The organism is Flavobacterium xinjiangense (assembly GCF_900142885.1).
GTDB lineage: Bacteria > Bacteroidota > Bacteroidia > Flavobacteriales > Flavobacteriaceae > Flavobacterium > Flavobacterium xinjiangense.
Genome location: NZ_FRCL01000001.1, coordinates 150,422 through 164,570, shown reverse-complemented (window position 1 = coordinate 164,570; position 14,149 = coordinate 150,422). Strand labels below are relative to the sequence as shown.

9 protein-coding genes are annotated in these 14,149 nt (G+C 33.4%); 1 reads left to right on the top strand and 8 read right to left on the bottom strand.

Annotation, left to right across the window (positions count from 1 at the left end):
* Window positions 1–104: 104 nt before the first annotated feature.
* The 4 genes from cas2 to BUC23_RS17405 form a co-directional block, all read right to left on the bottom strand.
* Window positions 105–452 carry a CRISPR-associated endonuclease Cas2 gene (cas2, locus tag BUC23_RS00685; protein ID WP_073203818.1) on the bottom strand — a complete coding sequence of 116 codons (348 nt, stop codon included), beginning with the start codon at window positions 450–452 and terminating at the stop codon, window positions 105–107.
* Window positions 445–1,341 (bottom strand): type II CRISPR-associated endonuclease Cas1, encoded by an 897-nt coding sequence (gene cas1 / locus BUC23_RS00680; RefSeq protein ID WP_073203815.1) that lies wholly within the window; start codon window positions 1,339–1,341, stop codon window positions 445–447. The genes cas2 and cas1 overlap by 8 nt, the downstream gene beginning before the upstream one ends.
* Window positions 1,342–1,353: 12 nt before the next feature.
* Window positions 1,354–5,703, bottom strand: coding sequence for a type II CRISPR RNA-guided endonuclease Cas9 (cas9, locus tag BUC23_RS00675; protein WP_073203812.1), 4,350 nt, complete (start codon window positions 5,701–5,703; stop codon window positions 1,354–1,356).
* A 458-nt stretch (window positions 5,704–6,161) separates the two neighbouring features.
* The gene (locus BUC23_RS17405; protein ID WP_073203809.1) at window positions 6,162–6,695 is read right to left on the bottom strand and encodes a hypothetical protein; all 534 of its coding nucleotides are present in this window, start codon (window positions 6,693–6,695) and stop codon (window positions 6,162–6,164) included.
* Window positions 6,696–6,915: 220 nt separating this feature from the next.
* Here BUC23_RS17405 and BUC23_RS00665 point away from each other — a divergent pair, with 220 nt between their 5' ends.
* Window positions 6,916–7,743 carry a helix-turn-helix transcriptional regulator gene (locus BUC23_RS00665; protein ID WP_244153752.1) on the top strand — a complete coding sequence of 276 codons (828 nt, stop codon included), beginning with the start codon at window positions 6,916–6,918 and terminating at the stop codon, window positions 7,741–7,743.
* Here the strand turns inward: BUC23_RS00665 and BUC23_RS00660 are convergent.
* From BUC23_RS00660 to BUC23_RS00645, 4 genes are all read right to left on the bottom strand, one after another.
* Entirely contained in the window at window positions 7,740–11,192 is a 3,453-nt protein-coding gene (locus BUC23_RS00660) for a DEAD/DEAH box helicase family protein (RefSeq protein WP_073203807.1), read from the bottom strand. The genes BUC23_RS00665 and BUC23_RS00660 overlap by 4 nt on opposite strands.
* Window positions 11,193–11,223: 31 nt before the next feature.
* Window positions 11,224–12,897: an ATP-binding protein gene (locus BUC23_RS00655; protein ID WP_073203803.1), complete on the bottom strand. Its 1,674-nt coding sequence runs from the start codon at window positions 12,895–12,897 to the stop codon at window positions 11,224–11,226.
* A gap of 440 nt (window positions 12,898–13,337) precedes the next feature.
* Complete coding sequence (locus BUC23_RS00650) at window positions 13,338–13,547, bottom strand: hypothetical protein (protein ID WP_073203799.1); 210 nt, start codon at window positions 13,545–13,547, stop codon at window positions 13,338–13,340.
* 11 nt (window positions 13,548–13,558) lie between these two features.
* The gene (locus BUC23_RS00645) at window positions 13,559–14,137 is read right to left on the bottom strand and encodes a mobilome CxxCx(11)CxxC protein (protein WP_073203796.1); all 579 of its coding nucleotides are present in this window, start codon (window positions 14,135–14,137) and stop codon (window positions 13,559–13,561) included.
* Window positions 14,138–14,149: the final 12 nt, after the last annotated feature.

The following is a 14,149-nucleotide window of genomic DNA, read 5'->3' as shown; positions in this document are numbered from 1 at the left end:
ATTGACTGATATGTTGGTAGTTATGAGTTTGTTTTGAAATCAAAAAAGGAGGTGTTTGTATGTTGCAATACAAGATGTTAGACTTTTTTTTAATCCTGTTAAGACTAAAATAATTCTAATTGTTGTGAAGGTTTGTCTGTTTCTACCAATTTTTTTCCATAAAAAAGTTCCATCATACCAAATTGTTTATCGGTTATTTGCATGACACCAATTTTGCCGTGTTCAGGTAAGTTGTTTTTTATTCTTTTGGTGTGTACTTCGGCATTTTCTCTGCTGGCACAAAATCGTATGTAGATAGAAAATTGAAACATAGAAAAGCCATCGTCTAATAATTTCTTACGAAATGTACTGGCTATTTTACGCTCTTTTTGCGTTTCCGTGGGCAGATCAAAAAATACTAATATCCACAAACTTCTATACTGGTTTAAACGTGTGTAATGTTCATCATACATAAATGGGGTATAAAATTTTCCTTGTCGTTCCCGTAAAACATTCGTGTAAGGAATGTGTTGTTCTACTCATGGCGACCATCAACGGACTGTTTTTTCCATCAATAAAAACATCTATACTGGCTATACTCAATAATTGTTTTTTAATGTCAATAGTCAATTCTTCAAAAGTATCTTCAGTTTCCATGATATGGCATACAATCAAATCAACATACGGGCGATACGGTTCCATAATATCATCTGCAAGGCAATACGCATTGTATTTGTTGCGATGAAAAATGCCTAAAGTGGGCAGCATCCCAGAACTAACAATAGCTCGTGCGGTAATAGCCCTTAGAATGGCATAACCATAATTCAACAGATTATTAGGGGCGATTCCTTTTTGTCCCCGTGTGAAATTTTCGATTTGGATGAGATTTGGCCAATAAAAAACAGCTGCTCTGGATTCGTGATTGAGTGCATCACCTGAGGTTACTTCCTTTGCCCAAAGCTCCATTTTTCGGCACGGAATTCCTTTTTCTTTTAGTAATCCCGCTTGGTTTATAATTTTGGCACTAATGGTTTGTTGCCATAAATTCTTTTTGAGTGGGACCGAAGCATTAATTTGATTTTTGAACCGTTCCGACTGTTCGGTGTGTCCGTTCAAAGGCATCAATAAACCAATAGGCAAATGCTGTTGGTCGCAATTGATTAATGCTACATTGTTATGAATTAGTTTTTCTAGCAAACCATTCGTAATTGTGATTTGTTGGTTTTCCAGAACGATAACGCCAATATCTTCAATAGCCACGGTTTTGGTTTCTTGTTCCTTGTCAGGATAAGAGATTATTATTTGCTCGTTTTTGGTGCTTAAATAGGCAGGATTACCAAAGAAAAGGGTTCGTTTTATCATAAGATTATTTTGTTACAACCATTTTATTGTTCCATCAGCGTTTATAGTAAAATCTTTGTTTTCTATGGCAAAATCAAAATTTCCTTTTGATAAGCGTAATTTGGGATGAGGATTTTCAAAATCTAATGATGATTCTGCGTTTTCTAATTTGGTATCTTGTCTAGCTTCTGAATGAAATTTAAATTGTATTCTACCGTCTCGTTTGATTCCGCCATCTTTTTTTAACCCATCTTTTTCAAAATATAGAATTCTATAGAGTCTTTTCATCAATTCATTTTTAGGAAGTTCCTTTAGTTCATCCATATTTTCTTTAAAGAAAAATACTTTTTGTCCACTTTTCAAAATAGCTCGTAATGGTATTTCTGTATTCTTTACTGTTTTTAATTTTGGTAATAAATCTTCTAGTGTTGTAGCTTTTATTTTGTTGAGTTTTGAAACTTCTAATAAACTATAGCATTCGTAATCTCTTTCTAACTTTCCTTTTACGGCACCTTCATAAAACAAATACAAGTAACCATCGCCGCTTGTAGCATAATAGTTTTGCTTATGATCCCTATTCTCTAAAAACACTATTGGTTTTTCAGTTTGATGAGTTTGTTTTTTTATTATTGGTGGATTTTTATCAGCAGTAAAAACTCTTATGCGTCTAATTTTATTTATTTTTTCTGCATTTTTTACGATTTTTCCATCTTTATCTTTTCTTTCTGTGCTATACATCCAGACCCCATCCGTCAAAGCTTCTTTAAAGCCCCCAGCAGTTTCCACTTGTTTTTTTATGATCTGAAATAAATTTTTATCTACAATACATTTTTCTATTTCTTCTAATTTAGAAAAACCAGGACTGTCATTATTTTTTTTATAAACAAGTGATTTTCTTGTTACATACTTTGTGTCATCTAATATAAAATTTCCATTTTCGTTTCTAATAGCTTTTCCGTTTTCATCTTTCTTTAAAAGTTTCACGGCTCCTAAAAACGTTTCTTTGTGAAGTTGCCCTCTAATGCTATCTCCTTTTGCGTATTTTGAAATCGGGTTTCCTTCTTCATCTTTTATTTTATTGCCATTGTTATCTTTGAAGTAAACTATTTTTGCAGAAGCTCTTACTTTTTTATTGGCAGGAATAAGTCTTTGGTCATTTGCAATATTATTTATCAAAGTGTTATCATTTATTTCATCAATGTGATTTCTAGAAAAACCTTTGTACGGAGTTTCAGTGTATTGCTTGTAATTACTTTCATAGTAACTGTAGGCCTTTTTTAAAATTTCTTCTCGTTTATTTGCACTTGGAATTAAGGTTAGAATTGCAGCATCCTTTGCGTGATGACTATGAGAGTCTCTACTCTTTTTTTCGTTTGGATCTTGAACACCAAATATTTTTCTAAATTCAGCCGTAATACTTCCTTTTTGAACTTCAACTTTATTGAAAACAGTTTTAAGATAATGAAAAGCATATTTAGAAATCAATTGAGTATCTACTAATTGGCTATTTTTAAATCCTATGGTAACTTCTTCTGTTGTAAAACGATGGATTTTGTTTTGCCAATAATCCAAATCCATTTTCCAAAGGTGTTTTTGTCTGATTGCTTTATCTTTAAATTCTTTGTCTGAAGCTTGTTTACTTTTCTTTTTCCAAAATTCAATATTGTTTTTTATAGATTCTACTTTCTTTTCCCAATCAATTAGTCTTGGTTTTATTGCGGTATAATATTTTCCATTGATAGTAGTATCATTTTCATAATTCTCTAATGATGTTGGTAGTTTATTTTTTTTGATAGTTCGATTATAAGCAAAATCACAGACTGTAAGGTTTGCAAGAGAGTTGTCAAAAGAAATACTTCTAGGAATAGTGTGCTCAAAATCGGTATTGTTTTCGGAAAATAAATCGAACATATTTATTGGTCTTCCTGTATACATACACTTACAGGATTGTTCTCTCCATAATCGGTATTTGTCAATCATTTCTTTTGCAGAAGATACTGCTTTGTAAACTTTAGATTTAGTATTAGCCCATTCGTATTTAGTATATTCACTTTTACCGTCATTAGTTGTATCATCTTCTATTTGTTCTAACCATAAACGAAATTTATCAATATCTTCATTACTTTCTGGGTTTGCTTTTGAATTTGGGAATTCTTCTAATATTTCAACAATTGCCAATGCAAATTCTTTGTTTTCCTCTCTTCTTCTATTTTGATAAGTTTCAATAGCCCAACGCATATTGGCATCATTTAATTCTCTAGCCACTTCAACGACAACCCGTGTTTCTTGTTCTATTTGTCCTGTGATGATTAAATAGTTGGTCAATTTGCGAAGTTCGAAAAGGGTTCGCATTGCCATAGGATTTTTAAAAGCTCCTGTTTTGTCGGGTCTATCCAATAAGGTTAATGATTGATCTAAATGTTTGTAATATTGCTCTTTAGCAGGAGGATAAATTTCAATTTGTGAAGGGTGGTACAGTTTATTGAGTTCGTTTTTTGGTAAATTAAAATTATCATCTAAAAAGCGTTTCAAAGTATCTAATAAGTGTGGAGATTTGAAATAGTCTCTTTTTGAATTAGAGAAAAATTTTTGATAAAAATCATTTATTTTTTTGATCCTTAACTCTTTAATTTTTTCGTCTAATCCTTCCCAAGTTTTGGCTCCATAATTTTCGATGCATGTATCTAACACGTCATTTTTATCACTTAAATCTAGCTTATACTGTACGTTTTTATAACCAAATTGTTCTTCTAACTCTAAAGATTTATATTTAGCAATAAGATTATTTACTATTGCAATATCCTTTTTTTCTTCCCTATTTGTATCAATAATATTCCCAATTTCACTTATTAAGAAGTCTTCGTTATTTGCCCAAGTTTCTTTTAGCAAAGACGGAATTTTGGAAAGCAAAACAGCTTCGGTATAAATTAATCCTTTTTGTAAAAATACATTAATGTTTTTTATTGCAGTACTGCTCAACATTCCATAAGCAACAGGCATTTTAAACCATAGTAATAGAATGCTTTTGGTTTGTTTTTCGTTTAATTCCAAATTTTCCGAAGCAAAACGCTCTACTTCTTCCTCATCATCATAAGAAAATAGAATATGCCAAATATCTTCTATTGTGTATGTAATATTGTGAGCTATGCCTTTTTTATTTATTCTAGTTTTGGTTGTATTATGAGTGAATAATTTCCAGTTTTCTCCAAAAATAGCTTGTAATCTAGCGGAAACGGGACTCGCTGCTACATTAGTTTTAGCTTTGTAATTAAGTTCCCAATTTCTGTGTTGATTGTACTTTTCAACAAAATCAATTATTTCTGAAAATTCAAAATCAGCTTTCAACCTACCCAAAAATAACTTTTGATATATGGCTTCTTTTATTTCTAAAGGCAGTTTTGTCCATTGGCTATCGTTTTCTTGTTTGTTTCTAAATTTGATATTGTTTAAAAACGACCAAGCCCTAAAAACTTCAAATTCAGGATGACTTACAGGACATCTATATTTATTAGGTTCTAAAGTACATTTGCCAATTGTCCCTTTTTGTGAACGTAATGGTCTATTCCAGAAAATAGAAGATTTTGCAATTTCTTTACCAAACAAAGCATCAAATGATAAAACTTGGAAGTCAAAAATAGATTTTATTTCTTGCTGTAATTGTTTGCGAACCACATATTGTTGCAAGTTTTCACGAATCCGAATTCCTTTTGTCTCGGCATCATAAAAAGTTGCTCCTACAGTTTCTTTTATTTCAATCCCCAACGACAAAATAAATTTTGTAAACGCTGCTACTTTCGGAGCTTCTGCACCTATATATTCTTCATCTATAATTTCTTTTTTGACTTCCTTACTATCATCACTTTGCACTTTTTTACTACTTTTAAATGCTCGATGCTGTGCAATATGATATAAAACCCTACCTAGTTTGTGTCTGTTTTCTTCAAGAGTAAAATCAAGGTTTTGATTAATTAATTCACTTCGTAATTCATAAGGACTTGTATAATCAGGTTTTCCATCATTGTTAAAGTCGAGTTTTATCCAGTTGTTGAATAAAACCGCATTTACGGGATATTTTCTACCAATACCTTTTGTGTATTTTCGCCATAAGTCGAGTTCTTCAATAGTCATTGGGCAATATCCGCTTGTGATTAGTATTTCAAGAGTACTCCATAGCTTATATTTATGGGATTGATAACGTCTTCTCAAAGAGCGTCTTCCCGTCCTACTTGCTGCAAGCGAATATTCAATATTTTTTTCTTCACCAACACCTTTATTAAATGTAATAACTCCAGCATTTAAAATTTGATTTCCTTCTTTTTGATCTTCTCGTATTGACCATCCTATTGAGTTAGTCCCTAGGTCGTAAGCAATTGTTTTTGACATATAGTTGTTTCTATTATGTTTTATATTATATTTGTATCACAGTTTTGAAAGACTTTTCACAATAAGGCTATAAGCCGAAGATAATCTAAGCTCTGCGTTTCGTAGGGCTATTTTTTTGTGAAGCTTTCAATAATTAGGTGATTCTCTTCTCTTCCTTATATTATAGCTGGACTGATACTATTTCTCCTTAAATGGAGACTTAATATTTTTTTCATGGCTAAAAAATTAATCTTTAAATTTAATTAAAATAAAATTGATTCCCTTACGGGAAACCTCAATCGAAGATTAAAACTTCTGTTCTATTCTTACAATTCAATTTTGAAGTAATTTATAATAAAAAGTCTATTCTTATTTATATCATAAAAATAGACTTTCTTTTGACTATAACGCAATTTTTATAGTTGGAAGTTATTTACAAAAACGGTAGTTTCTTGTTTATATGCTTTTTTCAATAATTTCTATTTTATATATTTTACTAATTCTGCTTTGATGACATTATATTCTTCTTGTGTTTTTAACCCAAGATCTAATTTGTCTTTTGCTTCTTTTAATGCCACTAATGCTTCACTGCTGGTCATTCCAAAGGATTTAATTTCTCCAGTCTCAATTGCATTTTCAACCATAATCGAATAGTTTGATAATCCTGTAATCCCTTTTGTTCTAAAAGCAACGGAATATCCAGCTCTTTTATTTCCTGTAACGAATATCCTTTTGATTTCACTTTCTTGTCCACTGGCTTGTACTAACAGTGGCGTAATTGGCAATAAAAAACCATCACCTTCTGTAATAAAAGCAAATGTTTTATTAGACGATGGCACGCCTATTTTTATTCTATCGCCAATTTTATAAATTGAACCATCTTTACTGATATAGGAAGTGAATTCGCCTCTACTTGATGATGCCAAATCACTAAATTTAATTTCCTGACCAAATACATTTCCATTAAACATAAAAGTTAAAATCCCTGCGATAATCATAATTTTCTTGTACATACTATTTTCTTTTAAAATTAGATTACAAAACTATTTGCTATTGGTGCAGTCTATTTGCATAGTTTAGTTTTAAATTTACGGGATCAAATTTTTCAACTATGGCTATCAACAAAAATGCTCTTATTCGTTTTCACTCTTTAGACAAATGCTTTAGTAATTTCAACTCAATCCTGATGGGGACGGCATAAAAAAACGCCAACTTTTTGAAGATATTAAGTTTATGGAAAGTAGTCAGGGTTGGTCTGTTCCACTCGATCGAATTAAAGAGGGCAGGAAAGTGTATTACCGTTATGAAACTTCCGATTTTTCTATTAATAAACAACCGATGAATGAATTGGAGGCCGAAAAATTGAAATCAGCTTTATTGGTTTTGTCCCGTTTTAAGGGAATGCCACAGTTTGAATGGGTCAATGAATTGATTTTGAAATTGCAAGAAGCTTTCAAATTGCAATCGCACGAAAGGGAAATTATTAGTTTTGATGCCAATGAATACCTGAAAAACATTCATTTCCTAGGTGATTTGTTTAATGCCATTCTCTACAAAAAAGTGTTGCAAGTGGATTATCAATCTTTCAAAAGCGATGTGATAACTACATTGGAAATTCATCCTTATTATCTGAAACAGCACAACAATCGCTGGTTTTTGATTGGAAATAATCCGGAATTTGAGAATTTGACCAATTTGGCTTTGGATAGAATTGTTTCATTTAATGAAATAGACAAAAAGCATCAAGTTTCCCCAATTGATTTTAATGAGTATTTTGATGATGTTATCGGAGTTTCTATTCCTCCTGAATCTATAGTTTCAAAAATCACTTTGTTTGCTACTCCCGATTTAGCACCTTACATAATGACCAAACCATTACACGGTTCACAGAAAAAAATTGGTAATGATAACGACGGTTTTACTTTTTCAATTGAGGTGATTCCCAATCATGAATTGGAAAAACTGATTTTATCCTTTGGAGAGGGACTGAAAGTGATTACCCCCGATTTTTTTAAAAACGCCATTAAGCTACGGTTAGTAAACAGTTTAGCTAATTATTAGGCAAACATGGCATTTTCATTGACTTGATTGATTACTTGAATCACTTTCATGACTTTATCTTCTTCTGGGAATATCCCAAAAACACCTTGATCGTGTTGTTCGTTAAAAGGGGCTTGTGTCAGTAATTGTTTTTCGATTACTCCTTTTTGGTTGAGGTAATTGATTATTTTTTGAATGAAAGTAATTTGGTTGGCATTCAAATTTCCTTTGGAGATAAAGTCAGCAAATAATTGATTGGCTATTTCAATATCTAAACCAATGATATTTCGAACAAACTTACCTAATGGCTGTTCACCGTATTCTTTAATAAATCGATCTTTGCTTTCCAAAGCTTCTTTCAATAGAAATTGTTCCAATGCTTCCAGTTCATTTACTGTAATAGGTAAATTTTTATACAATTTATCAATTACCAAATGGGATTTGTTTTTTCTAATAAAGGCTTCTACACGGTCTTTATAACTTTGAAGTGAAGTGTAAGTAGCCAAAAGATCTACCTCTTCCACCATGTCTAAATGAAGTTCATCTGTGAATGAAGTATAAATTGGGTCTAGTTTCTTTTCGTCTTTTAAAAACTGGATTAAATCACGAAGTTCTTGACGGATTACTTCTAATTGTTGCACATTAACCGTACTCCAAAATTGTTCGTTTTGAAGTTGTTTGATTGTTGCTATTTTGGCTTGAACGGCAGGGATATTTCGTTTCGTAAATAGCATATTCACAATGTCGTACATATTGTCAATGTGTTTTACTTGTGCTTTATTACCAGTAATCAATGCCAGTTGCAACTTGTAAACGAGTAAATCAAATCGTTTGGCAAATTCGTCCTTGTCTTGGTTGTAATCTATTAAATGAGATAAATTGCTTTGTATATTGAGCACATCACCTTGTAACAAATTGTTCCATCTCGCTCTGTTTTTATATTCTAAAACATAACGCCAATGTTTGCGGACTTCAAAACGGGCATCATCTAAATGATCCACCAATTGATGTAAATCATCCGTGAATTGAATTTGAATGTTTTCTTGCTCTTCGGTTGGGTCTTGCAAGTGACGCACTGCCATTACAATTTCCAGTTTTGTATTGAAGGTTTGTTGTGCTAAAGAAAGGGCCGTTTTTTGAGTTTCACCATCCGGATTGTCTCCAAAATATTCAAAATTGCCACAGAAATCAAAGATTAAGAAATATTCTTTGTCTATTCCTGGTGCAAAAATATTCGGACAAAGGCGCGTACCTCGGCCGATCATTTGCCAATATTTTGAATATGATTTTACCTCTTTAAAAAATACTAAGTTTAATACTCTGGGCGCATCAACGCCGGTATCCATCATGTCTACGGAAACGGCAATTTGAGGCTCTTTTTCATCTCCTTTGTCAAAACAAAATTTCTCCAATAGGTCTTGTGCTTTATCTTCGTAATTATCAATTACCCGAAGAAAACTACCTCCGTATTGAGGATAGTTTTTATTGAAGCGTTCCTCTATAAAAACAGCGTGTTTGTGGTTTTTCGCAAAAAGAATGGTCTTTCCGAGTTTATCACCTCCAGCTATTTTCTGGCCATTGGTCATCAAATAGTCTAATACTTTGTCAATTGTATCGGTATTGTATAACCATGTATTGATCAGGTTTTTCTCAACATTACAAACTTGGTTTTCATCACCAAATTGAACACCAAATAGTTCTTTGAAACGTATTTGATCTTCTTCTGAAAGATCATCATATACAATACCTTCCCTTGGAAATTTCAGCGGGATTTTAAAAGCTTTTGGCGGCTTTAAATAATTGTCCGCAACCGCTTTGTTTAATTCGTAGGCATAGGTCGGGTTATCGTCTTCAATTTCGAATAAGCCATAGGTATTTTTATCGATTTCCTTTTTAGGAGTAGCGGTCAAACCAATCAGGATACAATCGAAATAATTAAAAATGGATTGGTATTTTTGATATACGGAGCGGTGAGCTTCATCGATGATAATCACATCAAAATGCCCCACGCCATAAAAGCGTTCGTCTTCGCTTTTGAGGCTGTCAATTTTATTCAAAATGGTTGGGTAGGTCGAGAAAACGATTCTGGTACCATTATCTTCTTTTTCTTTGGTTAAATCAATGGCTGACAAGTGCGGCAAATGTTCCTTAAAAGCATTTTTGGCTTGTGTGACCAAGGCATTTCTATCAGCCAAAAACAATATTCGTTTTGCCCAATTGCATTTGGTAAACATATCTACCATTGCCGCTGCGGTTCTTGTTTTTCCGCTTCCGGTTGCCATCACCAACAAAGCTTTCATGCTTGTTCCTCTGAGTTTGTTTTGGTTAGTGGTTACCAAGTGTTCCGCTACTCTTTTGATAGCTTCTAGTTGATAATACCTTCCGGCGATATTTGTATTTACGCCAAATTCTCTTAAATCCTTACGAGCAAAACGTCTTTCAATGAGAACTTGTAATTCTTCTTTGGTATAAAAACCTTGTATTACTCTGGATGTATAAAAAGTGTCGTCCCAAATGTGGGTTTCAAAACCGTTACTGTAAAAAATTATAGGACGTTGCCCTGTACTCTTTTCCAAACAATCTGCATAAAGACTGGCTTGGTGCTTTCCTTTGGTGGCAGAGTGAATCGTACTTTTGGCTTCTACCACTGCTAATGGTAAACCGTTATCGCCCCATAACACATAATCTACAAAACCTTTTCCTGACGGATTGGTAGTTAGCGGCATTCCGCTTACTTCAAATTCTATTTCTCGCCCTTCTCTCAGTTTATCCCAACCTGCTTCTCTCAATAGTAAATCGATTAGTATAAGGCGTGTTTGATGTTCAGATGTTAATTCCGGGATTGCTTGTTCTAACGAGATTTCCTGAAAACGTTCTTCTTTACGTTCCGCAATGAGTTGTAATTGTGCTTCTAATTGTTTGCGCAGTAAATTGTTTTCTTCGGCTAGTTTTTCTTGTTCTTTTAATGCTTTTTGCGCTTCGGCACGTTCTTGTTCCAGTTTTTCGGCAAGTGCTTGGAGTTGCTTTGCATTTTTATCATTGGTATCTCCATAAGGAATTACTTTTTCGTCAAATTCTGAAATATCAGGATTATTTTCGCTATAATATTTGCTTAAAAAAGTCAAAAAGCGAAAGCTGTTTTTCAAGGATTGTAAAGCGTCTAATGCTCTAACCGTTTTTCCGTGAGCTGCATTGTTACCATTCAAGCGCACAATGTCCAATTCCATTAGCATACTTGGTTTGAGTATGTTTTTGAAACTTTCGTTGTGGAGTAGGGCACCTAATTTGGTGTCATAAGGCAACTCTAAATCTTCATCATTTTTATACAACCAAAATAGCACTTTTTCCAGTGTACTTCTACACAATAAGGCAGCATAACGTGGTGCCGTAAACGTGTGTTTTTCGGCATCTGCAATTTCTCGGTAGATTTCTGGAAATTCTTGTTGAAGAAAGGTAAAGTTGCTTTGCATGGTTTTTTATTGATGCCACTAAAATACTACATTATTTTTTACCAAATATCAAATTATAAAGTATTTCTCCCTGAATAGTGCGTTTGTATTTTTGGTCTTTATGTGTTGGTTTTTCTGGAATGGTCATTTCTATCCATCCTAATTTCACTAATGGATCTAAATATTTCTCTCGATTATCGGAATGATTACGTAATCCGATATGTTCTAGAATTTCAACTCTTTTTTTAGGCTCTTCCAATACATTCAAAATAGCTAGTATTTTATCATTAAGCTGGCTTTCTATGATTTGAACAGCTTGGTCGCTAGCTTGGTCGTTAAGTCTTGCTAAGGTGTTCTTTAAAACCTCACTTTCCTTGCTGTCACTGGTTTTATCTTGGTCGTTAACTTGGTCGCTCAGTTTGTTTAAAAAGTGACTAAGCTCCTCCAAATTATTGAAAGGAACATTCTCGATAGCTGTAATTATTTGTTCTTTTGCTTGCAGCACCGAAAGGAAATAAGTGCTTTGCTCGTCTGTTTCAAAAACAGGCTCAGGCGAATTATTTTCCTTCATCGCATTTCTGATGGTTGGAAAACCCGTGCCCCTTCCTTCCGTTAGGTGCAGCTCTTTGAGTAAATCACCAATTCTGCGGTTGCGATAATCACGAGCCACGATGCGTTTATTTTGTTTTAATATTTGCACATCAACTGGCGGAACTGGTCCAGGAAAACTGAGAATTTCAATTCTGTCCGGCCATATCTGTACTTCAATAGGTTTGTCCATTTCGTAGCTTTTATGGTACACTGCATTGGACAAAGCCTCTTCAATGGCTTCATAAGGGAAATTAAAATGGCGGTTGGCTTCTGCTTTATGGGCTACTTTTTCGACGACTTCTTCAATAATATTATTTTTGAAATAGTCTAATATGGCTCTTAGCTGATGGTGTAAAGGACCTTTGAAATACTTTTCGGAAAAATTTTTACCAGTTTTGTCTTTGTGAATTACCAATTCAATCCAGGAACGATCGAGGAATTTTTCGGGATTGCGAGAAAAAAACAACAGTCCAACATTTAACGGACGTAATGCTTCTTTTGGACCATTTACAATTTTCATATTGAGGCATAAATCCGCAAAAGGAATTTGTTTGCTTTCTTCGTATAAATCGCTCTTAACTTCTTGAAGAAAGGCTTGGATTAATCCTAAATCCAAATCGTCAATGGTTGCTTTACCGTTTATCCTGTCATCAAATGGAATACGTGCCGTTAGTTCTTGTAATCGTCTTAAATTATCCTCTTTTGCAATGATGCTACGGGAACCAAAACGAATATAAGGATAGCGTTGTGCTCCTTTTCCTTGCGTGATTGGCGCGGTATAAGGGCGGTTATCACCGGCAGGACACCATAACACTAAAATGTGTTGTCCTTGTAGTAGATAAGGTTGTATTAAAGGGAAATAATTGGGAAGCAATTGATAGGCAAGGGTTAAAACTGCCCCTTGAATTCTATCTAAACTTTCGGGTGCTAAACCCGCAGGAGGCAGGATAGGTCTTCCATCTTTTTCTGCAATGCCTACAATGATGTAGCCACCGCCCCAATTGTTGATGTCGTTGGCAAACGCACACATTGTATGTACAATTTCTTCCGGATTCCAGCCTTGTTTGAATTCAAGACGTTCCCATTCTATAGCTTGTCCGTTGACTAAATCGGTTATGTTTATTGGTAATGCCATATTTTTATAATAGACTGCTAAAAAGGGTTCGTTTTTTGTGTAAATATATTGAATTTAGTAATTCCAATCCGTGGTTTCGACTTCGCTCAACCACCGATGCTCCGGCGAAGCTTTACAATAGCTGAACACAAACGTGAGCTGAGCGAAGCCGATGCTCATTTTTTATTCTTAAACAACCAAGTGAAAATTTCTCCTGCCATTTTTCCTAAAAAATAACCACCTCCAACGAGAACGATGAAAAGAACAATAACAAATAACAATGCTGTCATAACAAAATGTTTTAAAAATTACACCAACTCCCCCTTAAACGCCTGTTGCAATAAGCTCTGAAACAAATCCTCGCTTTTTTGCCAAGGCTTCTTGTGTTTGTTGTTTTAGATTGTATAATTTAGTCAATATTTAGACTATCATTTCACGACTAAATATTGACAATAAACCAATTAGCTTTTTCCGCAACAAGGACAACTTCTGTCATTTGTTGGGCCTAAAGATGCACTCATCTTAACCATAATTTCATTTCTTGTTTGGGTTTTCCCAAAGTCGGATTTATTTACAAATTCATTTAGTTCTCTAATCAAAATTTGTTTTTCTGAATCATTTAACTCAGTGAATCCTTTTAGTACTTTTAGTACATTTCTGTTTTCTGTCATTTTATATAATTTTAAAATTTACCACACACTCCACAATTGGACGAATCCATGTTTACTGGTATAATATCACATCCAGCGCAACTTCTTTTATATTTTCTCAATGAATATCTCATTCCTCTTCTTTTTTCAATTTCATTCAAAGGATATCTATTGTCTTGTTTATCCCTGTTTTCTCGAAGAACAATTACTTTTTCTAATTCTAATTTTAAATCATTTACTGATTGAGGTGGATATTTTCCAATTTTTTCAAAATTTGAAGATAAGTTACAATTGTCTAAAGAAGTTTCTAAATAATAGGCATACGATGTAGTCCAATTAGCTACAACTGACCAAACCGAAATTATTAACTGAACTATTGATAATGGAGCCGTTATAATTAACAAATATTTTAAAATTGGAGAGGTTAATCCATAAGTTGTAACGATACCACCGATCAAAACGGGGATTAAAATTCCAAGAAATGTTATAATTTTTAAATTTTTGTTTAGTTTTTCACTACGCAAACTGTAAATATATCCGTAACCATAAGAATTTAATGCGTAATTCCATGCATCTTGTCTTAGTCTATCATGTTGCTCTTTTTCGCTCATAATGATTTTTTT

What these genes read in the sequence shown, in the direction of transcription:
- BUC23_RS17405 (WP_073203809.1), bottom strand. Translation starts at nt 6,695, where the DNA reads ATGTACAAGAAAATTATGATTATCGCAGGGATTTTAACTTTTATGTTT.
- BUC23_RS00655 (WP_073203803.1), bottom strand. Translation starts at nt 12,897, where the DNA reads ATGGCATTACCAATAAACATAACCGATTTAGTCAACGGACAAGCTATA.
- BUC23_RS00650 (WP_073203799.1), bottom strand. Translation starts at nt 13,547, where the DNA reads ATGACAGAAAACAGAAATGTACTAAAAGTACTAAAAGGATTCACTGAG.
- BUC23_RS00645 (WP_073203796.1), bottom strand. Translation starts at nt 14,137, where the DNA reads ATGAGCGAAAAAGAGCAACATGATAGACTAAGACAAGATGCATGGAAT.
- BUC23_RS00660 (WP_073203807.1), bottom strand. Translation starts at nt 11,192, where the DNA reads ATGCAAAGCAACTTTACCTTTCTTCAACAAGAATTTCCAGAAATCTAC.
- BUC23_RS00665 (WP_244153752.1), top strand. Translation starts at nt 6,916, where the DNA reads ATGGAAAGTAGTCAGGGTTGGTCTGTTCCACTCGATCGAATTAAAGAG.
- cas9 (WP_073203812.1), bottom strand. Translation starts at nt 5,703, where the DNA reads ATGTCAAAAACAATTGCTTACGACCTAGGGACTAACTCAATAGGATGG.
- cas2 (WP_073203818.1), bottom strand. Translation starts at nt 452, where the DNA reads ATGTATGATGAACATTACACACGTTTAAACCAGTATAGAAGTTTGTGG.
- cas1 (WP_073203815.1), bottom strand. Translation starts at nt 1,341, where the DNA reads ATGATAAAACGAACCCTTTTCTTTGGTAATCCTGCCTATTTAAGCACC.